Source organism: Lentzea sp. NPDC060358, assembly GCF_042725365.1.
Lineage (GTDB): Bacteria > Actinomycetota > Actinomycetes > Mycobacteriales > Pseudonocardiaceae > Lentzea.
On sequence record NZ_JBHXCW010000016.1, the window covers coordinates 16,065 to 41,170 of the forward strand.

At 72.3% G+C, this 25,106-nt stretch carries 22 protein-coding genes; 9 read left to right on the forward strand and 13 right to left on the reverse strand.

The annotated features are described in order from the left end of the window. Nucleotides 1-12: 12 nt before the first annotated feature. Together ACFWGZ_RS05760 and ACFWGZ_RS05765 are read left to right on the forward strand one after the other, a co-directional pair. Nucleotides 13-1,212: an FAD-dependent monooxygenase gene (locus ACFWGZ_RS05760; RefSeq protein ID WP_382450298.1), complete on the forward strand. Its 1,200-nt coding sequence runs from the start codon at nt 13-15 to the stop codon at nt 1,210-1,212. 46 nt (nt 1,213-1,258) lie between these two features. Then, nucleotides 1,259-2,875 carry a hypothetical protein gene (locus ACFWGZ_RS05765; protein ID WP_382450299.1) on the forward strand — a complete coding sequence of 539 codons (1,617 nt, stop codon included), beginning with the start codon at nt 1,259-1,261 and terminating at the stop codon, nt 2,873-2,875. On the opposite strand, the gene ACFWGZ_RS05770 is transcribed toward ACFWGZ_RS05765, so the two are convergent. The 7 genes from ACFWGZ_RS05770 to ACFWGZ_RS05800 form a co-directional block, all read right to left on the reverse strand. Continuing rightward, nucleotides 2,866-4,017: a hypothetical protein gene (locus ACFWGZ_RS05770; RefSeq protein ID WP_382450300.1), complete on the reverse strand. Its 1,152-nt coding sequence runs from the start codon at nt 4,015-4,017 to the stop codon at nt 2,866-2,868. The genes ACFWGZ_RS05765 and ACFWGZ_RS05770 overlap by 10 nt on opposite strands. A 3-nt stretch (nt 4,018-4,020) precedes the next feature. Beyond that, a complete protein-coding gene (locus ACFWGZ_RS05775; protein WP_382450301.1) occupies nt 4,021-4,329 on the reverse strand; it encodes a WXG100 family type VII secretion target in 309 nt (102 codons plus the stop codon). Continuing rightward, complete coding sequence (locus ACFWGZ_RS05780) at nt 4,326-4,826, reverse strand: YbaB/EbfC family nucleoid-associated protein (RefSeq protein WP_382450302.1); 501 nt, start codon at nt 4,824-4,826, stop codon at nt 4,326-4,328. The genes ACFWGZ_RS05775 and ACFWGZ_RS05780 overlap by 4 nt, the downstream gene beginning before the upstream one ends. Before the next feature lie 94 nt (nt 4,827-4,920). Next, the gene (nudC, locus tag ACFWGZ_RS05785; protein WP_382450303.1) at nt 4,921-5,877 is read right to left on the reverse strand and encodes an NAD(+) diphosphatase; all 957 of its coding nucleotides are present in this window, start codon (nt 5,875-5,877) and stop codon (nt 4,921-4,923) included. Continuing rightward, complete coding sequence (locus ACFWGZ_RS05790) at nt 5,874-7,265, reverse strand: M16 family metallopeptidase (RefSeq protein ID WP_382450304.1); 1,392 nt, start codon at nt 7,263-7,265, stop codon at nt 5,874-5,876. The genes nudC and ACFWGZ_RS05790 overlap by 4 nt, the downstream gene beginning before the upstream one ends. Continuing rightward, nucleotides 7,262-8,545, reverse strand: coding sequence for a M16 family metallopeptidase (locus ACFWGZ_RS05795; protein WP_382450305.1), 1,284 nt, complete (start codon nt 8,543-8,545; stop codon nt 7,262-7,264). The genes ACFWGZ_RS05790 and ACFWGZ_RS05795 overlap by 4 nt, the downstream gene beginning before the upstream one ends. A gap of 9 nt (nt 8,546-8,554) precedes the next feature. Next, nucleotides 8,555-10,171, reverse strand: coding sequence for a DUF2207 domain-containing protein (locus tag ACFWGZ_RS05800; RefSeq protein WP_382450306.1), 1,617 nt, complete (start codon nt 10,169-10,171; stop codon nt 8,555-8,557). 135 nt (nt 10,172-10,306) lie between these two features. On the opposite strand from ACFWGZ_RS05800, the gene ACFWGZ_RS05805 reads away from it, so the two are divergent. The 3 genes from ACFWGZ_RS05805 to ACFWGZ_RS05815 all read left to right on the forward strand — a co-directional run bounded on the left by ACFWGZ_RS05805 (nt 10,307) and on the right by ACFWGZ_RS05815 (nt 13,811). Then, nucleotides 10,307-11,545 carry a neutral zinc metallopeptidase gene (locus tag ACFWGZ_RS05805; protein WP_382450307.1) on the forward strand — a complete coding sequence of 413 codons (1,239 nt, stop codon included), beginning with the start codon at nt 10,307-10,309 and terminating at the stop codon, nt 11,543-11,545. 127 nt (nt 11,546-11,672) lie between these two features. After that, nucleotides 11,673-12,905: a neutral zinc metallopeptidase gene (locus ACFWGZ_RS05810; protein WP_382450308.1), complete on the forward strand. Its 1,233-nt coding sequence runs from the start codon at nt 11,673-11,675 to the stop codon at nt 12,903-12,905. 12 nt (nt 12,906-12,917) lie between these two features. Beyond that, the gene (locus ACFWGZ_RS05815) at nt 12,918-13,811 is read left to right on the forward strand and encodes a neutral zinc metallopeptidase (RefSeq protein ID WP_382450309.1); all 894 of its coding nucleotides are present in this window, start codon (nt 12,918-12,920) and stop codon (nt 13,809-13,811) included. On the opposite strand, the gene ACFWGZ_RS05820 is transcribed toward ACFWGZ_RS05815, so the two are convergent. Genes ACFWGZ_RS05820 through ACFWGZ_RS05830 form a run of 3 tightly spaced genes read right to left on the reverse strand, consistent with a single transcriptional unit; the run spans nt 13,808 to nt 16,230 of the window. Beyond that, entirely contained in the window at nt 13,808-14,275 is a 468-nt protein-coding gene (locus tag ACFWGZ_RS05820) for a hypothetical protein (protein ID WP_382450310.1), read from the reverse strand. The two genes, ACFWGZ_RS05815 and ACFWGZ_RS05820, sit on opposite strands and share 4 nt — an antisense overlap. A 33-nt stretch (nt 14,276-14,308) precedes the next feature. Next, a complete protein-coding gene (locus ACFWGZ_RS05825) occupies nt 14,309-15,565 on the reverse strand; it encodes a sensor histidine kinase (RefSeq protein WP_382450311.1) in 1,257 nt (418 codons plus the stop codon). Then, entirely contained in the window at nt 15,562-16,230 is a 669-nt protein-coding gene (locus tag ACFWGZ_RS05830; protein WP_382450312.1) for a response regulator transcription factor, read from the reverse strand. Before ACFWGZ_RS05830 ends, ACFWGZ_RS05825 begins: the two co-directional genes overlap by 4 nt. 79 nt (nt 16,231-16,309) lie before the next feature. On the opposite strand from ACFWGZ_RS05830, the gene ACFWGZ_RS05835 reads away from it, so the two are divergent. Next, nucleotides 16,310-16,882: a hypothetical protein gene (locus ACFWGZ_RS05835; RefSeq protein WP_382450313.1), complete on the forward strand. Its 573-nt coding sequence runs from the start codon at nt 16,310-16,312 to the stop codon at nt 16,880-16,882. A 73-nt stretch (nt 16,883-16,955) separates the two neighbouring features. Continuing rightward, on the forward strand, nt 16,956-17,396 hold the full coding sequence (locus tag ACFWGZ_RS05840) for a hypothetical protein (RefSeq protein ID WP_382450314.1): 441 nt from the start codon (nt 16,956-16,958) through the stop codon (nt 17,394-17,396). A gap of 6 nt (nt 17,397-17,402) precedes the next feature. Here ACFWGZ_RS05840 and ACFWGZ_RS05845 read toward each other — a convergent pair whose 3' ends face one another. Together ACFWGZ_RS05845 and ACFWGZ_RS05850 are read right to left on the reverse strand one after the other, a co-directional pair. Continuing rightward, nucleotides 17,403-18,443, reverse strand: a complete 1,041-nt coding sequence (locus ACFWGZ_RS05845) for a potassium channel family protein (protein ID WP_382450315.1) — start codon at nt 18,441-18,443, stop codon at nt 17,403-17,405. Further along, on the reverse strand, nt 18,440-19,864 hold the full coding sequence (locus ACFWGZ_RS05850; RefSeq protein ID WP_382450316.1) for a M20/M25/M40 family metallo-hydrolase: 1,425 nt from the start codon (nt 19,862-19,864) through the stop codon (nt 18,440-18,442). Before ACFWGZ_RS05850 ends, ACFWGZ_RS05845 begins: the two co-directional genes overlap by 4 nt. A 62-nt stretch (nt 19,865-19,926) precedes the next feature. On the opposite strand from ACFWGZ_RS05850, the gene ACFWGZ_RS05855 reads away from it, so the two are divergent. Both ACFWGZ_RS05855 and ACFWGZ_RS05860 read left to right on the forward strand, forming a co-directional pair. Then, nucleotides 19,927-20,307 (forward strand): hypothetical protein, encoded by a 381-nt coding sequence (locus ACFWGZ_RS05855; RefSeq protein ID WP_382450317.1) that lies wholly within the window; start codon nt 19,927-19,929, stop codon nt 20,305-20,307. A gap of 67 nt (nt 20,308-20,374) precedes the next feature. After that, nucleotides 20,375-20,911: a hypothetical protein gene (locus ACFWGZ_RS05860; protein ID WP_382450318.1), complete on the forward strand. Its 537-nt coding sequence runs from the start codon at nt 20,375-20,377 to the stop codon at nt 20,909-20,911. A gap of 781 nt (nt 20,912-21,692) precedes the next feature. On the opposite strand, the gene ACFWGZ_RS05865 is transcribed toward ACFWGZ_RS05860, so the two are convergent. Next, nucleotides 21,693-25,058 (reverse strand): ATP-dependent helicase, encoded by a 3,366-nt coding sequence (locus tag ACFWGZ_RS05865; RefSeq protein WP_382450319.1) that lies wholly within the window; start codon nt 25,056-25,058, stop codon nt 21,693-21,695. Nucleotides 25,059-25,106 lie beyond the last annotated feature (48 nt).

Here is a 25,106-nt window from a genome sequence, read left to right on the forward strand (position 1 = left end):
CAAATGTTGAGCGTGAAAGCTTCACCTGACGTCACCGTCGTCGGCGCGGGCCCGGTCGGCCTGCTGCTGGCGGCCGAACTGGCCCTGCAGGGCGTCCGCACCACCGTGCTCGAACGCCTCACGGCGCGAGCGGACACGATCAAGGCCCAGATGATCAGCGGCCGGACCTACCAGATGCTCGCCATGCGCGGCCTCGGTCCCGCGATCGACGCCGCGAGCGAGGAGGAGGCGGACCGGCTCTCCTGGCGCCCCCGCGGGTCCACCGGCCACTTCGCCGGACTGTTCAAACTGGACGGTCTGCCGCTCGTGATGCTGTCCCAGCAGGCACTGGAGCGCATCCTCGAAGCCCGCGCCCTCGAACTGGGCGCCGAGATCCGGCGCGGCGCGGAGGTGACCGAACTGGGTTCCGGCTTCGTCGTCGGCTGCGACGGCGGGCGCAGCACCGTCCGCGGGCTCGCCGGCTTCGACTTCCCCGGCACCAACGCCACCCTGACCGGCTACCAGGCGGTCGCCGACCTCGAAGGCGACCTCCCGGACGGCTGGCACCGCACGCCGACCGGTGTGCACGCGCACGGCCCGCTCAAGGGCCGGGTGATGCTCATCGAGTACGACGGCCCGCCGGCGACGCGCGAGGTGACCCGCGAGTCGTTCGAGGCCGCACTGCGCCGGGTCAGCGGCCGCGACGTGCGGATCAAGCGGATCCACACCGCCACCGTCTGGACCGACAACACCCGCCAGGCCACGACCTACCGCCGCGGCGACGTCCTGCTGGCGGGCGACGCCGCGCACGTCCACTCGCCGTTCGGCGGCCAGGGCCTGAACCTGGGCCTGCAGGACGCCTTCAACCTGGGCTGGAAGCTCGCCACCGGCGACTCGGCCCTGATCGACACCTACACCGCCGAACGCCACCCCGTCGCCGCCCGCGTCCTGCGCAACACCCTGGCCCAGGTCGCGCTGACCCGCCCGGACCCGCGCTCGCGCGAACTGCACGCGCTGGTCGGCGACCTGCTCGACCTGCCGGAGGTGAGGTCCCGGATCTCGGCGATGGTGCAGGGCACCGACATCCGCTACGAGACCGGCTGCGCGCACCCGCTCGCCGGCACGTTCGTCCCGGGCCTGGACCTGGCCGACGGCAAGGGCACGACCACCGTCGTCGACGGCCTGGAGGCGGTGGTCCGGCCCGACGGTCACATCTCGCACATCGGCGAATGAGCGTGTTCGCCTGCATCAGGCGGATGTCCTCGCCAAGATGGGGCGCATGAAACCGCACCACTGGCCGCTCGTCGCGCTGGGCGTGTCCGCCGCCGCCGCGATCACGATCGTGGTCGTCGTGGGCAGCAGGTCCCCCGCTGTCAACATGCCGGTCCTGATCGGGATCCCGCTCGTCGCGACGTACCTCGCCCACCTGCTGTCGAAGCGGGCGCCCGGCAAGGTGCTGTTCGAGTTCCGCGTCGACCCGCGGCCCAGCTGGTACAACGACGCCGTCGAGGTCACGGACAGCGGTCTGGAGATCACGGCGTCGTCCGGCGGTGGCCGGAGGGCGTCCAGAGGTCCCACCAGGTTGTCCTACGGGTTCAACGACCTTCTCGGCATCAGCACCCGGCAGGCGGTGCCGGGTGAGGCGCCGTGGATCACGCTGTCCGACGGCCGCGGATTGCCCGTACCGCCGGGCGAGGTCGTGGTGCTGCGGACGACGTCGGGTGAGCAGGTGCTGCCGGTCGAGTCCCCGCAGAAGTTCACGGCCCTCGTGCGGTCACGGGTGTCCGGTCTGCCCGAGGTGCACTCCACTCCCGCGATGCGGACCGACAGCCAACTCGACGAGGTCGGCGACGCTCCCTCCCCGACCGGAGAGCTGACCACTCCGGTCGAGGGACCGGTCGTGTCGCTCACCGGTCCGCCGCTCGCGGTGCGCTGGCTCGTCGGAGCGGTACTCGCGCTCACCGGAACCGTTGTGCTGCCGCTTGTCGCGTTGCTCACCACCCCCGGTGTGCCGTGGCTCGTGCTCACGGCGCCAGGTGTCGCGGGTGTGGTGTGGGTGCTGAATCGGAACGTGCCCCGCGTCTGGGGCAGGGTGGCCTTCCTGGCGGTGCCGGTCAGCGTGTTCTGGTTGATCGGCAAGGGCGGATACCTCTGGGTTCCCGTTCTGCTGGTGCTGTGCCCGCTGCTGGGGCACCTGGGTGGGCGGATGTTCAGGCTGGGCGCCAACCTCGGTCGCAACGTCGAGGTGCGGGTGCCTCTGCTCAGCGGTGCGTCCCTGTACGTGCAGCGGGATCGTCTGGTGCACAAGCCCGCGTGGTCGAAGGCGGCCGGCGTCCCCGCACAGGCCATGTGGCTCGGTGACGTGACGCTCGTACAGCAGGGCTCCATGCCGAAAGTGCTCCCGTGGCCCGCGCCCAACGGCGACACGATCGCAGTCGGTGCCAGCCCGCTCCTGCGTCTGGTGGCACGACCGCAGCAGTGGATCCTGCCGGTGGCCGAAGCCGGTGAGCTGGCCGAGCTGATCCGGTCCCGGCAGGGAATGCCGGCAATGCCCACCCGGATGTCGGCCGACGAGTGGCGCGTGCTGCGTCAGTGGGCGGTGCGACGGTCGGTCGGCATGGGCCGGGCGTTCTTCGCGCGTCCCGGTATAGCGTGGCGGCTCACCGCGGCGGCGTTCACCGGCCAGTTCATCTGGATGTTCGTGCCCCTCGGCGCAGCAGTGTGGGTCGGCGGCCTGATCTCGGTGACGCTGACCGCGGGGCTGCTGGCCGACTGGTGGCGCGTGCGCGGCCGGATGCTGCTGGCCGAGCACAACCTCCTGCCGCCCGGCAGCCGGGACTGGGGCGAGGTCCGTCCGGACCACGCCCCGCTTCCCGGCTGGCAGCCCTACCGCTGAGGCGGGTCGGGCAGGTCGAGGCTCCCGACCATCCGCGGCGGGTTCGCCGACGACTTGACCTGGTAATCACTGTCGTGCGGGTCGTTCACGTTGTTCGGCCCGCCCTCACCGGGGATGTTGCTCGCATTGGTGGAGCCCCAGCCGCCCTGGTACGGGTTGTCGACGTTGGCACGCGTGGTCGTGCCCTCCGGCGAGACGTAGGTGTGTCCCTGCGTGTTGTGCCCGCTGGTCGTGACGATTCCGGTGCCGTCGTCCCGGTAGGTTCCGGTGTCCCAGGTGTTCGACAGGCCCTCGTGCCGATTGCTCATGCCGCCGACGGCACCGCCGACAGCGCCGGACGTGCTGCCGGACAGGATTGCCGAGCCGAAGTCGTCGAGACCGACCTTGCCGTGGGCGAGGTTGTTCAGCACGTTGCCGCCCGCGCCCGCGATGGCGCCTTCCACCGCACCGCGGCCGGCGGCCTGCACGAAGTTCGTGGACACGTTGCCGAGCGCGGCGCTGCCCGCTCCGACCGCACCGCCCGCGATGCCTGCCGCGACACCCGAGATGCCCGCGTCGAGCGTCTTGCCGAAGTCCCACGACTTCCGCTCACCGCTGACAACCTGAAAACCCTGGATGGCCACGTCGACACCAACGTTGATCGCCAGGTTGATGGCGATCTGCCTGAGCAGTTGCTGGAAGAGCATTTGAACGAAGGTCCGCGTGGCGGCCTGCGCGATCGGGACGCCCGCCGTGGACGCGCCGAACGTCGCCACCGCCGACGCGATCATCGCCGCGATCTGCGCCGCCAGGATGATCAGGGCCGCGATGATGCTGAGCTTCGTGTACTCGATGCCCAGCGCCGCGCTGTCGCAGCCCTCGGCGAGGTCGGTGCAGATCTGCTGCAGGTTGACCAGGTACGCGTCGCCCTCGGTGAACTTCTTCCAGTACTCCTCGAACTTCTCCGCGGTCTGCCCGCGCATGCAGCCCAGCGCGGCCGAGGACGCGCCGTTGCCGTCGCCGAGCACCTCGCCGACGGACTTGGCGGCCGCCTCCCACGCGTCGCGCATGGCGCGCAGCTTGGTCTCGTCACCTTCCGGCCAGGACGCGCCGACCACGATCGGTGTCAGCCACTGGACCGCTCCGGGGATCTCGATGCCCACGGCTCACCTCCCTCCCAGCGACCGGGCGCCGGCCTGGTCGACGGCTTCCCAGGTGTCGGCGGAGGCGTCGAGGGCCTCGCGGATCGAGTGGATGCCCTCGGCGAGCGCGGGGAACGCGTCGCGTGCCTGGGCGGCGATGGGCACGTAGGTCTTCTCGAACTCCTTGCCCGCGTCGTCACCGCCCCAGCAGCCGTTGTTGGCGTCGAGCACGGCGCGCAACGTCTCGAAGGCGGTCTGCAGCTTGTCGCCCGCGGCGGAGAACTTCGGCGAGGCCGAGCGCAGCGCTGTCGGGTCTACCTCGAAGCTCGTCACCACTGGCTCCCTCGTCGGTCCATGAAGGACTCCGGCGGCTCGTCGTCGTCACGGCGCTGCGGCTGCGGCGGGGCCGGCGGCGGTGTGAACGACTGCGGCACGGGCGGCGCGGCCGGGATGAGGTCCTTGATGGACGGCATGCCCGGGAACAGGTCGGGCAGGTCCGGGACGCCCTCCTGGTACGGCGCGAGGACGGCGTCGGCCTGCTCGCGCGCCTGGTGGGCGGCCTGCTGGATGGTCGCGACGACGCTCTGGCCCAGTTTCTCGGGCGTGCTGCGGTCGAACGCCGACGGCGCGAACGTGACGCCGGTGACGATGCCGCCGGCGTTCACCGTGACCTCGACGAGGCCGTCCTGCGAGGTCGCACGGCCGACCTTGGCCATCGCCTCGGTCTGCGCCTGCTTCAGCTCCGCGGTCTGCCGTTCGAGGTTCGCCAGCATCGAGTCGACCTGGCCGCGCAACGCCGCGTTGCGCGCCTCGAGCTCCGGGTTGTTCATGAGCCCCCTCGCAATCGGGTGTGATGTACGTGACTACGCCACATCGCAAGAGGCTAATCGGCGCAACCGCGCCATGCCGACGGTTCGGCCGAACTCACCCGGTGATGTTCGCCCCCGACCAGCTCTGCAGCATCCGGAACGCGATGGACGCGCCCCCGGCGAGCCAGAGCCCGGGAACGCTCCCCGGTTCCTCGATCGTCCTGCGCACGTCCTCCCGGGACACCCACCTGGCCTCGGCGATCTCGCCCTCGGCGAGCACCAGCGGCGCGGTGCGGTCGGCCACGGCCTCGAAGCCCACCATCAGCGACCGCGGGAACGGCCAGGGCTGCGAGCCGAGGTAGCGGATGTCGCGGACGGCGATCCCGACCTCCTCGGAGATCTCCCGCGCCACGCACGCCTCGAGCGACTCGCCCGCCTCGACGAAGCCGGCGAGCACGGAGAACCGGCCCTCCGGCCACTCCGGGCCGCGGGCCACCAGCACCTGGTCGCCGCCGTCGTGGACCAGGCAGATCACCGCGGCGTCGGTGCGCGGGTACTCCTCGCGCCCGCACCCCGAGCACACCGAGGTCCAGCCGGACTTCTCCAGCACCGTCCTGGCGCCGCACTTGGCGCAGTACTTGCCGAGCCGGTGCCACTGGAACACCGCGGCGGCGGTCGTGAACAGCCCCGCCCACACGTCGTCCAGGGTCGCGCCGGCCTGGCGCAGGTCCAGCCACTGCGGCTCGTCGGTGTGCTCCGGCGGGCCCCAGGCGCGCCCGGCCGGCACCTCGTCGCCGTCCTCGGCGGGCATCAGCACGGCGAAGTACGCCACGCCGTCCTGCTCGCCCAGCAGGACGGCGTTCACGGGCGGCTGGTCGCCGAACTCGGTGGCGGGCCGGTCGACCAGCCGCGTGCCGCGGTCGGCGACCAGCGTGCGGCCGCGGGTGTCGACGACCAGCATGCGCGCCTTGGGCCAGAGCGCGGCGAGCTTCTCCTCGTCGCCGCGCAGCGACTCGTTGCGGTCCACCGCGGTGCGCGACAGCGCGGGCAGACCGACCAGGTCGAACGTCACCGGAACGCGACCCCGCCCAGCGCCGCGAGCTTCGACTTGAGCTGCTCGGCGTCACCGACGAGCACACCGGTGAAGTTGCCCGGCGCGAAGAACTCGAGCGCCGCCGCCGCGACCTGCTCCGCCGTGACGGCCTGCAGCCGCTGCGGGTGCTCCACCAGCCAGTCGATGCCCAGGCCGAGCGCGACGACGTTCACGACGAACGACGCGAGGCCCGACTGCGAGGACGTGGAGGTGAGCAGCGTGCCGATCGCGTAGCTGCGGGCGATGTCCACTTCGGACTGCGACGGCGGGACCATGCCCAGCCGCGCCAGCTCGTAGCGGGTCTCGAGCAGCGCCGCCGCCGTCACGTCGGACGCGGTGTCCGCGTCGACGAGCAGGGTGGCGCCGTGGATCGTGAACTCGGGGTGCGACCGGGCGCTGTAGGTGTAGCCCTTGTCCTCGCGGATGTTCTCGACCAGGCGCGAGGAGAAGAACCCGCCGTAGACGAGGTTCGCGAGCTGCAGCGCCGGGTAGCGCTCGTCGGTGCGCGGGATCGACTGCGCGGCGAGGCGGATCTGCGACTGCACGGCGCCGGCGCGGTGCACCAGCAGCACGTCGCCGCCCTTCACCTCGGGCAGCGGCGGCAGCTGGACGGCCTCGCCCTCGCCCTGCCAGCCGGCGAGGGCCTCGCCGATCTGCGCGACGGCCTCGGCCGGCTCGACGTCGCCGACGACGACGAGGACCGAGCCGCGCGGCAGCAGGCCCTTCGCGTGCAACGCGGCGACGTCCTCGCGGGAGACGGCGGCGACCTCGTCGGCCTCCGGCATCTCCTTGGCGTACGGGTGGTCGCCGTACAGCAGCTTCTGCAGCGCCTCGCGGGCGATGACGCTCGGCTGCGAGCGGGCGATCGTGATGCGCTCGACGAGGCGGCCGCGCTCGCGTTCGACCTCGTCGGCCGGGTAGTTCGCGTTCGTCAGCACGTCGGCCAGCACGCCGAGCACGGTGCCGAGGCCGCTCGCCAGCGCGTTGCCGGTGAAGCTCAGCCGCTCCGGGTCGACCACGGCGTCGAGCTCGCCGCCGACCAGCGCGAGCTCCGTGTCGATCTGCACGCGCGAGCGCGACTCCGTGCCGGTGAGCACGGTGTTCGCGAGGATCTCCGCGACCGCGGAGTGCCGCGAGCCCTCGCTCGAGGTGGCCGGGTCCGCGAACGGGACGCGCAGCCGCAGCTCGACCATCGGCACGGTGGCGCGCTTGATCGCGATGACGCGCAGGCCGCTGGGCAGCACCTCGTCCACAGAGGACAGTTCGGCGGCCGCCTTCTGCGAGCCCAGCTCCGGCAGCGGGCGCGCGCCCGTGGAGGTGCGACCGATCTCCTCGGCGGTGCGGTGGGTCTTGGCCGAGGCGGTCACTGGGCTCCTCCGGTGGGCTTGACGAGCAGAAGGGCGCGGGCGTCGGGACGCAGCGCCTTGGCGGCGGCGGACACCTCGTCCACGGTCACGGACGCGATGCGCTCCGGCAGTTCGTAGATCAGCTCGGCGCGGCCGAACAGCAGCTCCGCGGAGCCGAGGCCCAGCGTGCGGTTCGTGAGCCGGTCGTGCTCCTTGTGCATGGTCGACGCCCAGCGGGCGGTGACCTTGGCGAGCTCCTCGGCCGACGGCGGCTCCTGCGCGAGCTTCTGCAGTTCCTCGTCGATGGCCGCGACGACCTGCTCCGGCGCGACCTCGGCGGTGTGGATCGCGGTGATGCTGAACGTGTCCGGGTCGCGGGCCTCGAGCGGGCCGAACAGGCCGCAGCCCGCGTTCAGGTCGATCACGATGCCCTCGCGGTGCACGAGGCGCTGCTGCAGGCGCGAGCCGTCGCCGTCGGTCAGCACGCCGGCGAGCACCAGGTAGGCGAGGTAGCCGTCGAGGTCGGTGGTCGGGTCCGGCACGCGGTAGCCGATCGCGATCGCGGGCAGCGGGGCCAGCGCGTCGCCGTGGGAGTGCCGGACCTCGCCCTGCGGCGCGGGCTCGGCGAACGACGGGCGCTCGGGCTTCGGCCGGGACGGCACGTCGCCGAAGTGCTTCTCCACCAACGACTTGGCGGTCTCGACGTCGAGGTCGCCGGCGACGGTCAGCACGGCGTTGGACGGCGAGTAGTAGGTGTCGAAGAACTCCGCGCAGTCGTCGACCGTGGCGCTCTCCAGGTCGACGAAGTCGCCGTAGCCGTTGTGCGCGTTGGCGAAGGTCTTGAACAGCACCGGCGGCAGCAGGATCCAGGGGAACCCGCCGTACGGGCGGTTCAGCACGTTGAGCCGGATCTCCTCCTTCACCACGTCGATCTGGTTGCGGAGGTTCTCCTCGGTGAGCTTCGGGGCGCGCATGCGGTCGGCCTCGAGGAACAGCGCCCGCTCCAGGGCCGCGCTCGGCAGCACCTGGTAGTAGTCGGTGTAGTCCGGGTGCGTGGACCCGTTGAACGTGCCGCCCGACGACTGCACGTGCCGGAAGTGGGCCAGCTTCTCCAGGCTCTCGCTGCCCTGGAACATGAGGTGCTCGAAGAGGTGCGCGAACCCGGTGCGCCCCTCCGGCTCGGAACGGAAGCCGACGTCGTAGTGCACGCTGACGCCGACGACCGGTGCGCTGGCGTCGGGGGCGAGCACCACCCGCAGGCCGTTGGGCAACGTGAACCTGTGCAGTTCGGGTGAGGCCATGCGGCAAGCCTACGGGTTCGGGGCGCGCAGCGATCGCAGGTGGCCCGCCTGGGCGAGCACGCCGTCGAGCGCCCCGAGGAACGCCGGGAAGCTGCGCCGGAAGTCGGTCGCGGTGCCGTACCAGTAAAGGTCCTGCTGGCCGAACGTGGCGAGCCAGCGCTCGGTCTCGCCGAGCACCACCGCGTAGGGCAGCGACCGGGAGAACACGAGCTCGCGGTCGGCCTCGGGAACGTCGTCCGGTGTCACTCCGTGGAGGTAACCGCGCAACCCGCGCACGTGCACCAGCAGCTCGCTGCCGCGCTTGGTGCGGGCGGGCATCGACCGGGCACCGAACGCGAGCGCGGCACCACCGACGGCGACCGCGAGGCCGAACAGCGCGCTGCCGATCGTCAGCGCCAGCACCGCGGTCGCGACGAGGCCGAGCACCGCGAGGCCGATCCCCACCCACCAGAACAGGCTGCGCTCGGCGTCGGGCCGGCGCACGAACCAGCGCTTCTCCACGACGTCGGCGTACAGCTCGTCGCGCACCCGCGCGAGGTCGACCTGGCGGCCGCGCAGCTGCGACACCGTCACGGCCTCGGTGCCCTGCGGCAGCAGGGCTTCGTAGACGGCCTTCTCGTAGCCCGACAGCGAGGCGTCGGCGGGGTTGCGGCGCACGATCTGCCAGTCGTGGCCCTCCGTCTCGGCGATCCAGAGGTAGTTGCGCACGGCCAGGTCGATCACGGTGGCGGTCACGTCGACGACGTCCACGTGCTCGTCGACGACGGTGCCGACCTGGCCGGGCAGCACGCCGTCGGGCGAGGCGAACGCGACGTGCCCGCCCTGGTCGCGCACGAGCACGGAGACCGCGCCGACCTCGCTCGCGAGGGCCGCGGCGTCGCGGCCGCGCAGGTACCAGAGCAGCGCGACGCCGCCGAGCAGCAGCACCAGCAGGCCGCCGAGCGCGACGGCGCTGACGGGGGTGAGGGCGAACGCGGCGGCGAGGCCGGACTGCTCGACCACGACGGCGTTCGGCGGCACGACCCCGGCGGACAGTCCGATCGCGACGTCGACCCGTTCGCCGGCGGCGAGCTTGATCTCCTGCGCGCGCACGCCCTTGCCGTCGGCGAGGTCCGCGCTCGTGCAGGGCTGCGACGAGCCGACGGGGCCCGCGAGGCAGTTGACCGACGTCGGGGAGTCGGGTGCGGAGAACGAGACGGAGACCTTGTCGAGCTCGGTGTCCCAGCCGCCCGCGACCTGCCAGCGGACCTCCAGCACGTCGCCGACCGGGGCGACCGCGCCGACGACGGTGTAGGTGAGCGTGGAGTCGCCGCCCTCGAAGGTGGTGGTGAACTCCTCACCGCTGACGCCGGCGCTGCCCTTGCCCTCGACCTTCGCGTCGGTGACCTGGTACTGGCGCTCGAGGTCGTTGCCGACGGCGAGTCGCAAGGGGACGGTGCGCTTGACCGTCTTGCCGTCGGGGACGCGAACGGTCTCGGTGACGGTGAGCTTGGCGTCGCGCTCCAGCTTCATCCGCACCTCGGTGCTGACGGTGCCGGGAAGGGGCTGCGCGAACGCGCCCGCGGCCGTCGCGCACGTCAGTGCGGCTGCTGTTGCGAGGACCGCCACTGCCCAGTTCTTCGACACGGCTGCGGACAATAGCGGAGTCCTCATATGCTCCGGCGGACTTTCGTACAGACGCCATCTGGGGGATTCACGGCGATGACACAACCACCGCCGCCGGGCTCTTGGCCGCCGCCGCGCCCGGTGGGGCCACCACCCGTGCCCTCACCGCCCCCGTACGCCCCGCCGCTGCCGCCGCCCGTGCAGGGCCCGCCGCCCGGCGCGCGCCCGCCGATGGGACCGCCACCCGGTCCCCGGCCGCCGATGGGCCCGCCGCCGTTCGCGCAGGGGCCGCCTCCCGGCATGCGTCCGCCGCCCTACGGCCCGCCGCTGCCCCCGCCGCGTCCGGTGATGCCGCCGCCGCAACCGGCGTGGGGCCACCCGCAGCAGCACGGCGGGTACGTGCCCCACGGCGGGTACGCGCCGCCCTACCCGGTCGTGCCGCCGCGCCGCCGGAGCGCGGGCCCGGTCCTGGCCCTGGTGCTCGGCGGCGTCGTGCTCCTCGGCCTGGGCGCGGTCGGCGTGTTCGCCGCGACGCTGAACAGCAAGGTCAAGGACACCGGCTACTCCGGCTACACGACCTACACCCCGACCTACGCCCCCACGAAGGCGGTGACGACCACCCCGCCGCCCACCCGCACGTCGTCGACCCGGACGCCGAGCACGCAGCAGACGCCCGCGGGCCCGAAGGCCGTCTACAAGCTCGCCGACCACCCGATCTTCGCGACCAACGTCGGCGCGAACGACTTCCCGTCGTGCCCGCTGCCGACCATGGAGTACTCGCCCGCCGGTGAGCAGCGGTTCCTCGCGGCGGCGCTGCCGTGCATCGAGAAGGCGTGGCAGCCGGCGCTGAAGGCGGCGAACCTGCCGTACCAGCCGGTCGAGCTGCAGGTGTTCACCGGCACGACGCAGACGCCGTGCGGTTCGCGGCAGGCGAACACGACCGCGATGTTCTGCAAGGGCGTCATCTACTGGCCGGGCGGTTTCTACGCGAGCGAGCAGAACGGCCTGCGCCACCCCGGCGTGTACCTGGGCCAGCTCGGCCACGAGTACGGCCACCACCTGCAGTGGCTCACCGGCATGATGCGCGCCGCCGACCAGGCCCAGTACGACGCGGGCGGGTTCGACAGCCAGAAGGGCCTCGAGCTCAACCGCCGGCTGGAGCTGCAGGCCACCTGCCTGGGCGGCATGACGCTGGCGCCGTTCTCGCACAAGAACGTCATCCCGATGGACGTGGTCAACACCGGTCTGCGTGACGCGAGCCAGCGCGGCGACTACAACCGGACACCGGACCACGGCAGCGCGCCGAACAACGAGCGCTGGGTGATGCACGGCCACAAGCAGAACAACATCAAGGCGTGCAACACCTGGGCGGCGAGCTCCGCGGACGTCTCGTGAACCGATCCCCCGGCCCGCGCGTCCTACCTACGTGGACAGTGCGCGTTAGCCCGGTCGGGGGACACGCGTTCCCGGTCCGCCTATGCTCGTACCCGACCGAGGCTCACCTATGGGGGGATCCCAGGCGATGACGCAACCACCGCCGCCGGGCAGCTGGCCGCCGCCACGCCCGGTCGGCCCGCCACCGATGCCCGCACCGCTGGGGCAGCGTCCGCCGCAGGGTCCTCCGCCACCTCCGTACGGCATGCCGCCGCAGGGCCCGCCCCCGCAGCAGTACGGCCAGTTCGGCCCGCCGCCCCCGCCGGGCCAGGTCATGCCGCCCCCGCACCCGGCCTGGGGCCCGCCGCCCCCGCACGGGTACGCGCCGTACCCGGCCGGGCCGCCGCCGCGCCGCAGGAGCAGCGGCCCGATCGTCGCCCTCGTCCTCGGCGGCGTGGTCGTCCTCGGCCTGGGCGCGATCGGCCTGTTCGCCGCGACGCTGAACAGCAAGGTCAAGGACACCGGCTACTCCGGCTACACGACCTACAGCCCGACGTTCACGGCGCCCACCACGACCGACGGCAAGACCGCGGCGACGACGACCCCGTCGCGCCCGTCGGCCTCCCGCGCCCCGGCGTCGCAGCCGGCCCAGGTGGGCCCGAAGGCCGTCTACGCCCTGGCGGACCACCCGTTCCTGAAGCCGAACATCGGCGCGAACACGATCGGCGGCTGCCCGCTGCCGGGCATGGACTACTCGCCGGCGGGCCAGGACAGGTTCCTGCGCGCCGCCCTGCCGTGCATCGAGAACATGTGGAAGCCCGCGCTGCAGGCGGCGAACCTGCCGTACCAGCCCGTCGAGCTGCACATCGTCACCGAGACCATGCAGTACCCGTGCGGCACGGTGCGCCCCGACCAGACCGCCCGCTACTGCCAGGGCGGCATCTACTGGACGGCGAACGCCTACGCCGCCGAGCGCAACCCGAACAACCCGAACCACCCCGGCAAGTACCTGGGCCAGCTGTCCCACGAGTACGGCCACCACCTGCAGTGGCTCACCGGAATGCTCAAAGCCTCGGACCGCGCGCAGTACGACGCGGGAGGGTGGGATACTCCGAAGGGCCTCGACCTGAACCGCCGGATGGAGCTGCAAGCCACCTGTTTCGGAGGTATGACCCTGGCCCCGCTCTCGCGCGGAGCGGTGCCGATGGACGTCATCCGGGTGGGTCTGACCGACGCGGGCAACCGGGGCGACTACGACATCTACCCGACGAAGGACCACGGGACGCCGCAGAACAACGCGGCCTGGGTGGACCGCGGCTACCGGTCCAACAAGGCCTCGGACTGCAACACGTGGGCCGCCGACCCGGGATCGGTCTCCTAGAAAGGGCGATACGTGACCCAACCGGCCAAGAACAACCCGGTGGTGCTCGGGGCAGTCTTCGTGCTGGTGGTGACCTTCGTCCTCGGGATCGGTCAGCTGAGCCGTCCCAGACTCGTGGCGGGCCACGCCCTGGCGAGCTCGCGCCCGGCCCCGTCGGCCTCGACCCCGCCGTCGGCCCCGATCCGGCCGCGCGCGGTCTACCGCCTGGCGGACCACCCGGTGCTCGTCACGCCGGCGTCGCTGGCGCCGCAGACCTGCGCCCTGCCGCCGTTCGGCGTCTCGGACCAGCAGCTGGCCGCCTACTACGCGGCGGGCGTCGACTGCCTGGACGCGGCCTGGGCGCCGTTGCTCGCGACCGCGAACCTGCCGTTCGACAAGCCGGTGCTGGACGCGTCGGCCGAGCTGAAGGACGGCCCGTGCGGTGCCGCCCCGGAGTCGGACCACGCGGTGGCCTACTACTGCGGCCGCAACCGGACGATCTACATGCCCACGTCCCGCCTGCGCGACAACGGCGGCGGTGACGCCCCGGCCACGCACCTGGCGACGCTGGCCCACGAGTACGGCCACCACGTGCAGGCGCTGACGGGCATGCTGCGGGCGGCGGACCTGAAGATCAGCGAGGCGGGCGAGCGGACGCAGGCGGGCCTCGAGATGTCGCGCCGGATCGAGCTGCAGGCCAACTGCTTCGCGGGCATGTTCCTCGCGAGCGCGGCGGGCCGGGGCTCGGTGCCGCAGAGCCTCGCCAGGCAGGCGCAGGAGGACTTCCGGTACGCGATCGAGGAGACGCCGGAGAACAACGCGCACGGGTCGGCGGCGAACCAGGCCCGGTGGGCGACGGCGGGCTTCCAGGCCAACTCGACGGCGTCCTGCAACACCTTCGCGGCGCCCGCGCCGGAGGTCGGTTAGCTCAGGCCGGCCCGCTCGTCGACGAACCGGGTGGGCGTGCCGAGGAACAGGCGGGCGTCGGACACCGGCCCGTAGGCGAGGTTCAGCGTGGTGAGCAGGTAGTTCCAGCCGCCGTCACGGGAACGCTGCCAGCGGTGGTCGAGCTGCCACCGCACCCACTGCCCGCGTTCCAGCCGCGCGGGTGAGGGCCGGTCCCGCCGCTGCGGCGGGGCGAACAGGGTGTTCTGCAGCTGCACGGACAGCACCCCGTCGTCCTCGCGCAGCACCAGCGCGAGCCGGTCCACCTCGGACTTCTCGGCGGACCAGGCGGGCCGGAAGCCGTCCCGCTCGTGCAGGCGCGCCTCGTGGACGGCGGGCCGCAGGTGGGGCAGGACGAACCCCGCGGGCACCGAGCCGGGGAGACCCGGCCCGCCCCGCTCCGGCCTGACCCACTCGGTCCTGACCCACTGCACGACGACGTCCACCCCGACAGGGAACCAAACCGGGGCCCGGCCGGGCTACCCGATTCGCGGGAGCACCACCCGGAACACCGCCCCGGCGGCAGACGGCTCGCAGGTCAGCTCGCCGCTGTGGGCGCGCACGACGCCGCGGGCGATGGCGAGGCCGAGACCGGACCCGCCGGACCGCCGGTCGCGGGCGTCGTCCAGCCGGACCAGCCGGTCGAAGATCCGCTCCCGTTCGCCGTCGGGCACCCCGGGGCCGTTGTCGGTCACGGTGAACCCCGCCGGGTCGACGCGGATGCGCACGGTGCCCTGCGGGCCGCTCGCCTGCCGGGCGTTGTCGACCAGGTTCGCGAGCACCTGGGCCAGCCGCTGCCCGTCGCCCACGACGGTCACCGGCACGCCCTCGGCGGTGATGTCGAAGTCGGGTGCCACGTACCGGGTCCTCGCGACCTCGGCCTGGGCGAGCCCCAGCAGGTCGACGGTCTCGCGCTGCATCTCGTACCCGGCGTCGAGCTGGGCCAGGGCCAGCAGGTCGTCCACCAGCCGCCCGGCCCGGCGGGCCTCGCGCACCAGCAGGAACGACATCTGGTCGCGGTCGGGCGAGTCGACGGGCGCGGACACCAGCGCCTCGGCCACCGCCTGCACCCCGGTGATCGGTGTGCGCAGCTCGTGGGCGGCGTCGGCGACGAACCGCCGGGTGCGCTGCTCGGAGCCCTCCAGGGAGTCGAGCATCCCGTCGAAGGCGGCCGCCGTGCGGCCGAGCTCGGTGTCGGTGCGGGACGGGTTCAGCCGCCCGCCCCGGTGGCCGGCGGCGATCGCCTGCGCCAGCGACGTCATGGCGTCGAGCGGAGCCAGGGCCCGCCGGACGACGAGGATCATCATCAGCCCGGTGAGCGCGATCGCCCCGAGTCCCAGCAGCACCAGCAGCTTCCGCAGCCGGAGCTGGGCCTGCGAGATCGCCTCGGTGTCGGCGTAGAAGGAGAACTTGTTGCCGTTGATGGTGCGGTTCTTGCGCTGGTACTGCTGACCGTCCTCGGGCACCTCGCCGATCACCGACCCGGTGGGCAGCTCGACGGTGACGCGGATGTTCCGCTTGGACAGCTGCCGCACGACGTCGCGCGGCGGTGTCCCCCGCACCAGCGCCGTGATGGCGCGCGTCTCGGTGTCGCGCAGCACCCCGTCGACGTCGCGGGACGACTGCGTGGCGAACGTGCGGTCGACCGCGATGACCAGGGCCACCAGCACGAGGAAGAGCACGAGCAGCACCGACACGGCGACCCGGCGGCGCAGTGAGACGGTGCGGAGGTTCATTCGTCGGCCCGCAGCACGTACCCGAGTCCGCGCACGGTGTGCACGAGGCGCGGGCCGTGCTCCTCGATCTTGCGGCGCACCGCGCTGATGTGGACCTCGACCAGGTTGGGGTCGTAGTCCTCGTAGCCCCACACGGCGGTGAGGATCTGCGTCTTGGACACGACCCGCCCGCGCTGGGCGGCGAGGTAGACGAGCAGCCGCAGTTCGGTGGCGGTCAGCTCGATCGCCCGGTCGGCGCGCATCACCACACCGGCGTCGGCGTCGACGACGAGGTCGCCGACCTGCACGGTGGACGGCGTGCGGCCGAGCCGGCGCAGCACGGCGGACACCCGTGCGACGAGCTCGGCGAGCACGAACGGCTTGCCCACGTAGTCGTCGGCGCCGCCGGACAGGCCGCGCAGCCGGTCGGGCACGCCGTCGCGGGCGGTCAGCATGACCACCCCCGCGCCGGACGAGCGCCGGATGACCTCGAGCAGCTGGAAGCCGTCGCGGCCGGGCAGCATGACGTCGAGGACCACCAGGTCGGGCCGGAAGCGGCCGAGGTCGGCCTCCAGCTGGCGCCCGTCGAGGCGGTGCTGCACCTCGTACCCGGACTCGCGCAGCGCGGACGACACCGCGGCACCGATGGCCTCGGCGTCCTCGATCACCAACACCCTGGCGGACACGCCCCCATTCTGCTGATCATCCGGGCCGCGGGCGACTCGCCTTCAGCTCGTCCTCAGATTGAGGGCGCACCCTGGTCCCATGTCGAAGAAATCAGCGTGGGCCGGCGCCATCGTCGCGGCCGTCGGTCTCACCGTCGGCGGCATCGCGGTCGCGACCGCGGCCGAGGGCCCCGGCGGTCCTGCGGCGGCATTCGCCGAGCGCCACCCCGGCGGCGGTCCCGGCAAGCCGGGCCACGGGGACAAGGCGAAGCTCAAGGACAGCACTCTCGTGGTCGGACGCGTGAAGTCGGTCGAGTCCGGCAAGCTCACGATCACCAAGGACGACGGCAGCGAGGTGTCGTTGACCACGGACGGCTCCACGAAGCTGCGGGGCGGCGACGTCGCCGGGCTCAAGACCGACCAGCGCGTGACCGTGCGCGTGAAGGACGGCAAGGCGCTGAACGTGGCGCTGGCGAAGGCGAACGAGCGCGGCACGATCAAGGACGTCAACGGCAACAACGCGACGTTGGTGCAGGTCGACGGCCTGCAGACGCCGCTCGACCTGTCGTCGGTGAGCGAGAAGCCGAAGAACGGCGACTTGGTCGCCGTGACCGGCACGGTGTCCGACGGCAAGACCATCAAGGTCGACAAGGTGAAGCAGCTGCCCAAGTAAACCTGGGCTCCACGCGGGCCGCCGCGTCTGCGAACATCGCAGTGTGGCGGTTCCGCGAAGCCCGAACAGATGGGTGTTCATCCTGCTGGTCGTCGGACTGGTCGGGATCGGGGTCGCGGTCGCGCTCCTGGTGCCCGCGAAGGTCCTCGGCGCCGCCGAGCCGCCCGCACCGGTGGCCGCGACCGTCGTCGAGACCGGCGCGTGCGGCCAAGGCATGGACACCGTCGAGTGGGACGCGGGCGGCGAGAAGAAGAAGGCCAAGCTGGACGGCTGCGGCCACGGCAAGGGCGAGACCGTCCAGATCGTCGCGACGGGCTCGGACATGGTGTCGTCCTTCGCGTCCGTCCCGACCGGACCGCCGGTGTCGAGCCGCCTCACCGCGCTGCTGCTGTGCCTGGCGGCGCTGGCGGGCGGCTTCTACGCGTTCCTGTTCCGGTACGCGCCGCTGCGCGCCCCGGCCGTGCTGCCGGTGCGCGGGACCGCGGGCGGTGCCGGGACGGCGCCCACGAGCTGAGCGCCACTAGTCCCCGGCGGGGGTCACCTTCTTGACGTAGAGCAGCCGGTCGCCCGGCTCGATCGCGTCGGCCTCGGGGGCGTCGACCCGGAACAGCTTCCCGCCGCGCACCACGCCCAGCACTATGTCGGACAGGTGCCGCGGCGACCCGCCCACCTCGCTCGTCTCGACGTCGCGTTCCGCGATCGCGAGACCCGCGTCCGGGGTGAGCAGGTCCTCGACCATCGCGACCACGGTCGGCGTCGCGGTGGCCATGCCGAGCAGGCGGCCCGCCGTCTCCGACGACACGACGACCGAGTCGGCACCGGACTGCTTGAGCAGGTGCTCGTTCTCGCGTTCCCGCACCGACGCGACGATCTGCGCCTTGGGGGCGAGCTCGCGGGCGGTGAGGGTGATCAGCACGGCCGTGTCGTCCCGGTTGGGGGCGACGACGATCGCGCGCGCCCGAGCCGCACCGGCGACCCTCAGCACGTCGTTGCGCGTGCCCGATCCGTGCACGGTCACGAGCCCGATGGCGGACGCGGCGTCGAGAGACTCCTGCACGGTGTCCACGACGACGATGGAGCCGGGCTCGACCCCGTCGCCGAGCAGTGCCGCGACCGCGGACCGTCCCTTGGTGCCGTAACCCACGACCACGACGTGGTCCCGCACGACCCGCCTCCACTTCTGAATGCGCAACGCCTGACGGGAGCGCTCGGTGAGAACTTCGAGTGTCGTGCCGACCAGCACGATCAGGAACAGCACCCGCAACGGCGTGATGACCAGGACGTTGACCAGCCGCGCCGACGACGACGCGGGCGTGATGTCGCCGTAGCCGGTCGTCGAGAGCGACACCGTCGCGTAGTAGAACGAGTCGAGGAGCGAGACGCCGTCCTCGTTGACGTCGCGGTAGCCGTCGCGGTCCAGGTAGACGATGAGCACCGCGAGCATGAGCGCCGCCATCGCGCCGATGACGCGCTTGAGGATGGCCCGGACGGGGCTCTGCACCTGGTCCGGCATCTTGATCACGCCGACGAGCGAGTGCGACGCTTCGTCCGACAGGCTCATCGAGTAGTCCTCTTCGCGATATCCGCTCGGGCGAGCATCCGCCACAGGTGGGCGGCCGCCTCCGCGCCCTTGAGGAGCAACGGCACCACCACGCGCTCGTTCGGCGCGTGGACGCGATCATCCGGCAAGGTCGCGCCGAGGTAGACGAGGGGGACCCCGAGCAGTGCCTGCAGCACAGCCGCGGGCCCGGACCCGCCGGCCCGCGCGAACCGCACCGGCTGGTCGAACGCGAGCTCCAGGGCCTCCCGCACGGTGGCGTTGGCCGGGTGTTCGGGGCTGATCGCGTACGGCGGGACGCCGGTGCCGCGGAAGTTGACCTCCGCCCGGATGCCCGCGGGCGTGTGCCGCGCGACGAACTCCGCGAGCTGCTCCTGCACCTTCGCCGGGTCCTGGTCGGGCACGAGCCGGAAGCTGATCTTCGCGGTGGCCGACGCCGGGATGATCGTCTTGAGGCCGGGGCCGGTGTAGCCGCTGTGCAGGCCGTTGACCTCGGCGGTGGGCCGCACCCAGATCCGTTCCAGAGTGGAGTAACCGGGCTCGCCGTGCGTTGCCTGCGCGCCACCGCCGTTGTGGGCGAGCCAGCTGCGTTCGTCGAAGGGCAGCGCGGCGTAGTCGGCGCGTTCCTGCGCCGTCGGTTCGCGCACGTCGTCGTAGAAGCCGTCGAGCTGGATGCGGCCCTCGTCGTCGTGCAGCGCGGCGACGAGTTTCGCGAGCGCCGTCGCGGGGTTGGGAATCGCGCCGCCCGCCCGTCCGGAATGGACGTCGTCGGTGCCGCCGAAGAACATGATCTCGCCGCCGAGAACACCGCGTTGCCCGGTGTTCACCGTGGGGGCGTCGCGTTCGTGCAACGAGGTGTCGGTGAACACCACGAGATCGCACGCGAGCGCATTTCCATGATCGTCGAGCAACTTTCCCAGATGCGGCGATCCTGATTCCTCTTCACCCTCGATGAAGAGTTTCACGGTGACGCTCGGCGCATTTTGTCCGGTTGCGGCCAAATGCGCTTTCATCCCGAGCAGGTGCATGGCGACCTGCCCCTTGTCGTCGCTCGCACCCCGCCCGAGGATCTCCTCGCCCCGGACCACGGGCTCGAACGGCGGGTGGTGCCACCGTTCGACGGGATCGACGGGCTGCACGTCGTGGTGCCCGTACACGAGCACGACGGGCGCCGCCGGATCGTCCGAGGGCCAGCACGCGAACACCGCCGGGAGCGCCGGCCCGTCGTCCCAGATCTCGACCTCGGGCCAGCCATCGCCGCGCAGCCGGCCGGCCAGCCACTCGGCGGATCTGCGCACGTCACCGTGGTGACCAGGATCAACACCGATGCTCGGGATCCTGATCCACTCCAGGAGCCCGGCCACGAAGGAGTCGCTCAACGCGGCCACAGCGGCGCGTTCGGGATGACGAGAATCACCTGCCACGCCCGTGGACAATAGGCCAGCCCGATCTCGCCTACGCCGCGTAGGCATGACAGGGTGACGCCATGGAACCGAACCGTTCCCGTACGCGGTCGGCGCTGGCGCTCGCCGCACTGCTCGGCCTGGCAGGAGCGACCCACTTCAGCAGGCCGAAGTACTACGACGCGATCGTCCCGCGATCCCTGCCCGGCACCCCGAGGCAGTGGACCTACGCGTCGGGCGCGGCAGAACTGGCAGTCGCAGTGGCGGTGGCCACTCCGCGCACCCGCAGGCAGGGCGCACTGGCCGCCGCGGCGTTGTTCGTCGCGGTGTTCCCGGCAAACGTGAAAATGGCTCTGGACTTCCGCCAGAAGTCGCCAAAGGCCCGCGCACTGGCGTATGGTCGCCTGCCTCTGCAGATCCCACTGGTGGCCTGGGCCTGGAAAGTGGCCAAAGCCGCCCCATGACAACCCTGGGTAATCCTTAACCAAGTATCCCCCAAACGCTGTCATTTTCCGCGCGAGGAACCCTAGGATGCGCCCTGTGCACACGCTTCTTCAGCGCGCCGCAACCGCGCTCGGCTGGAACGGAGTCGTCGTCCCCGACGTCTCCGTGCTCGGCCAGCAGGTCTCCGCGGTGGTGCGCCTGCTGCCCGACGTGCACGAGTGGAGAACGGCCAACGGCTGGCCCCCGAGAGCCGACCCGTCGTGGTTCCGCTCGTGGTTCGAGCCGGAGGCCCACGACCGCCTGCCCGTCGCCGCCGTGGAGCTGGTCGGCGTGCTGGTCAGCGAGTCGACCACCGACCGCGCCCTCCAGTCGTGCGGAACCTTGCTGACCCTCGCGCCGTGCGCGGTGATGCTGCCGCGAACCGAGTCGTCACAGGCCTGGTCGTACATCGAGCTCGACTACTACGGCATCGGCGTGGTCGTCGGAGACGAGTCGACGGCCGAGCTGATGGTGCCGCCGGAGGACCGCTCGCCCGAGTTCGGGCCTTCGCTGTTCGGGCGGTGGCTGCTCGAGGTGCTTTATGAGCGGGTTTTGAAGGCTTCCCATGCGCCGGCTGGGGCTTGAGGGTTTCGTTTTGCCGGTGGATTTGCTGGTGGTGCGCGGGTGGGGGCTCGGCCGCGTGGTGTGAGTTGGTCCGGCTGGGGGCGTCGCCTTCTGGCGTGCGGGCTTGGGCCGCGCCGCGCCAGCCCACTGCCGCGTCACTCCACCGCCGTCCTAGGCCACCGCCGCGCCAGGCCACGGCCGCGTCACCTCACCGCCGCGCTACCCCAGCCCGCTGCCGCGCCGCTCCACCGCCGCGCCACCTCACCGCCGCCCCAGGCCACTGCCGCGCCGCCTCACCGCCGCCCCAGGCCACTGCCGCGCCGCCTCACCGCCGCGCTACCCCAGCCCGCTGCCGCGCCCCTGCCGTGCCCGACCGGCCGCGCCGCCCCTGCCGTGCTGTTCGCGAGGCCTCCGCCTGGCTGCGGGGCAGCCTGTTTCTCCTGCGGTGACGGGCCCTCCAGCGGTGGCAGCCCGCTCCAGCAACGTCTTGGTCCTCCTGCGGCGCCGACAGCCGCAGTCCGAAGTGGCGACAGCCGCAGTCTCACCCTGTCCGGCACCGTCCGGAGGCTCTGGCGGCGTCTGAGCGCCGAAGGCCGACTACCCACCCGGTGCGGCGCATGGTCCGCAGCTCGACGCGGTCCGCACCTCGAGGCGGTCGTCCGCGCCGGGAGCCCGCTGCTGCCCCCGCGCTCTTCCTTGTCACGCAACGATCGAAAACCGTTGTGGGTTCCCGGCTGTCCACAGGCTACCCACAACCGGAAACCCGCAGGTCAGGAAGCAGCAGCCTGTGGACAACTCGCGATCATGACTCCACCGACCTGATCAGGTCCCTCAGGCCCTGCTCGTCGAGCAGGTCCGCCGGACGCACCGTGTGGTCGTGCCGGACGTAGTGGAACGCGGCGCGGACGCGGTCCAGTGGCTCGCCCGTCAGGGCCGCCCAGGCCAGGCGGTAGGCGGCCAGCTGCACCGACAGCGCCGGGAGGGCCGCGGAGTCCGGGACCGCGCCCGTCTTCCAGTCCACCACCGTCCAGCCGTCGGGGTCCCGGTAGACGGCGTCCATGCGGCCCCGGACGGAGATGCCGTCGAACTCCGCCTCGAACGGCACCTCCACGTCGTGCGGGGTGCGGTTGGCCCAGGTGCTCGTCAGGAACGACTCCTTCAGGCGGTCCAGGTCGGCGTCCGGGGCCGCGTCGGCGTCGCCTGCGCCTGGGAGTTCGTCCAGGTCCAGCAGGCGGGTGGCGCCGAAGCGGTTTTCCAGCCACGTGTGGAACGCCGTGCCCCGGCGGGCCAGCGGGTTCGGGGGGAACGGGAGTGGGCGGCGCAGGCGGCGGGCCAGGTGGTCCGGGTCCTTCGCCAGTTCGACCAGCTGGGAGACGGACAGGTGGTCCGGCAGCAGGACCTGTTCGCGGCGGTTCTGGGACGCCGCCCGTTCGGCGAGCAGGACGTCGACGTCCTTCGCCCAGCCCTCCGGGTCGTCGTCCTCCGGCATCTCCGGGTCGTCCGGGACGACGTCGTCGGGCAGGGGTTCCGGCTCCGGCGGGAAGTCGTCGTCCGGGGGCTCGTCCTGCGGTGGCGGGTAGTCGTCGTCGTCCTCCGCCGCGGCGGGTTCGGGGGTGTCGAAGATCAGCGGCAGTGGTTCCGGTGGGGTGTTGCGCAGCGTGTCGAGGGCAGCGAGCACCAGTTCGGCGCCTTCGACCACGGCGTCGCGGCGTTTGCCCAGCGGGTCCGCGGGCCAGAGGCGGGATTTCACGTCCTCGGCCAGCGGGTTGGGGGTGTCCGGTTCCGGTTCGGGGGCCCAGGCCGAGATGTCGCCCGGGGCGGGGTCTCGTTGCAGGACCTCGTGCATCTCGCGCAGGAAGACCGACGGGCCCTTCGGCTTCTCGCCCGCCTCGCCCCACCAGTGGCCCGACATCAGCAGGCTGTGTTCGGCCCTGGTGACGCCGACGTAGAAGAGGCGCCGCTCCTCGACCAGGCGGCGGTCCTCGAACTCCTCGGCGTGGAGGGTGAGGGCCTCGTCGACCTCCTTGCGGTTGTAGCCGGCGGACAGCTTCAGGTCCGGCAGGTCGGCCGAGTCGCCGCGCAGGGGTGCGGGGAGTTCGGTCACGGACTTGAGCCAGCACGACGACTTCTTGCGGCCCGGGAACACGTCGCGCACCAGGTGCGGCAGCGCGACGATGTGCCACTCCAGGCCCTTGGCCGAGTGCACGGTGAGGATCTGCACGCGGTCTTCGGCGACTTCGACCTCGCCGGGTTCGAGGCCGTCCTCGGCGTGTTCGGCGGTGTAGAGGTAGTCGAGCAGCGACGGCAGGGTCGCGGACGGCGAGGCGGCGGCGAAGTCCATGACGACGTCGGAGAACGCGTCGAGGTGGGCGCGGCCGACCATGCCGGGGCGGGACATCGACTCGATGTCGAGCAGCAGGGTGCGTTCGACGTCGGCGACGAGTTCGGGCAGCGGCTGGTCGAGCCTGCGGCGCAGCGCCGCCAGTTCGCCGCCCAGGCGCCGGATGCGGCGGTAGCCGTCGGTGGAGTAGGCGTCGGGGTCGCCGGGGTCGTCCACGGCGTCGGCGAGGCCCGCCTGTTCGGCGTGTTCGCCGGGCAGGGCGTCGGCGAGGACGAGGAGCGGGTCGTCCACGACGGACTGTCGCGGTGCGACGCCGGCGAGTTCGCGGGCGCGGGACCACAGGGCGGCGAGGTCGACGGCGGCGAGTCGCCAGCGCGAGCCGGTCAGCAGGCGTGCGGCGGCGGTGCCCGCGAGGGGGTCGACGAGGACGCGCAGCGCCGACACCAGGTCGCGGACCTCGGGTTCGTCGAGCAGGCCGCCGAGGCCGACGACCTCGACGGGGAGTCCGCGTTCGCGCAGTGCGGCGGCGATGGCGGCCATGTCCGAGCGGCGGCGCACCAGCACGGCGGCGGTCGGGGGCGCGCCTTCGGCGTCGAGGTGGGCTTCCCACTGCGCCGCGACGTTGTCCGCCAGCCAGTCGAGTTCCTGGCGGATGTCCTCGTGCAGCGCGAGGCGCACGTCGCCCGGTCCTGCTCCGGGGCGGGCGCGCAGTTCTTCGACGTCGAGGCCGGCTTCGCGCAGCGGCAGCGAGACGGCGTTGGCGAGTTCCAGGACCTCGGGCGGGTTGCGGAAGCTGGTCAGGAGCCCGAACTTGAGGGTGGGCGGGAAGTCGTCGGCGAAGCGCGGCAGGTTCGCGGCCGATGCGCCGCGCCAGCCGTAGATGGCCTGGGCGGGGTCGCCGACCGACGTGACGGGCATCGCCTCGCCGAGGCCGAAGAGCGAGCGCAGCAGCACGCGCTGGGCGTGGCCGGTGTCCTGGTACTCGTCGAGGAGGACGGCGCCGTACCGCTCGCGTTCGCCGTCCGACACCTCCGGGAACGCGGCGAGCTGTGCCGCCAGGGACATCTGGTCGGCGAAGTCGAGTGCGGCCTCCTTGCGCTTGCGCTGCTGGTAGGCGTCGAGCAACGGCAGCAGTGCGACCCGCAGTCGTTGTGCGGCAACGATGTCGCGGAGCTTCTCCGGCAACGCGTCGCGCTGCCGGGGCGCTTTGGGGGCGTTCTCGACGAGTGCGCAGAACTCGAGGGCGTGCGCCTCCAGCTGGTCCGGCGTGACCAGGTGCTCGCCCAGTTCGCCGGCGAGCGACAGCAGGTAGCCGGTGATGGTCGCCGGCACCTTGTCGGTGTCGAGGTCGCGGGCCCAGGTGGCCACGACGCGGTGGGCGAGCTGCCACGACGCCGTCTCGGTCAGCAGCCGCACGCCGGGTTCGACGGGCAGGCGCAGGCCGTGTTCGGTGACCAGGCGGCCCGCGTACGCGTGGTAGGTGAGGACCACGGGTTCGCCGGTCAGCACCGACATCTTGCGTTCGCCGCTCGGGTCGAGCTCGTCCAGCAGCGGCGATCCCGCGAGCCTGCGCAGGCGGGCCCGCACGCGGTCGGCGAGCTGCCGGGCGGCTTTGCGGGTGAACGTGAGGCCGAGCACGCGGTCGGGTTGCACGAGGCCGTTGGCGACCAGCCACACGACGCGGGCGGCCATGGTCTCGGTCTTGCCCGCGCCCGCTCCCGCCACGACCAGCGCGGGCTGGGCGGGTGCGGCGATCACCTCGGCCTGCTCGGGGGTGGGTTTGTTCAGCCCGAGCGCCTCAGCGATCTCGAACGGGCTGACGGTCACCTGTACATCTTCCTATCCGCACTTCGTGCGCCCGCAGCACCCGGGCTG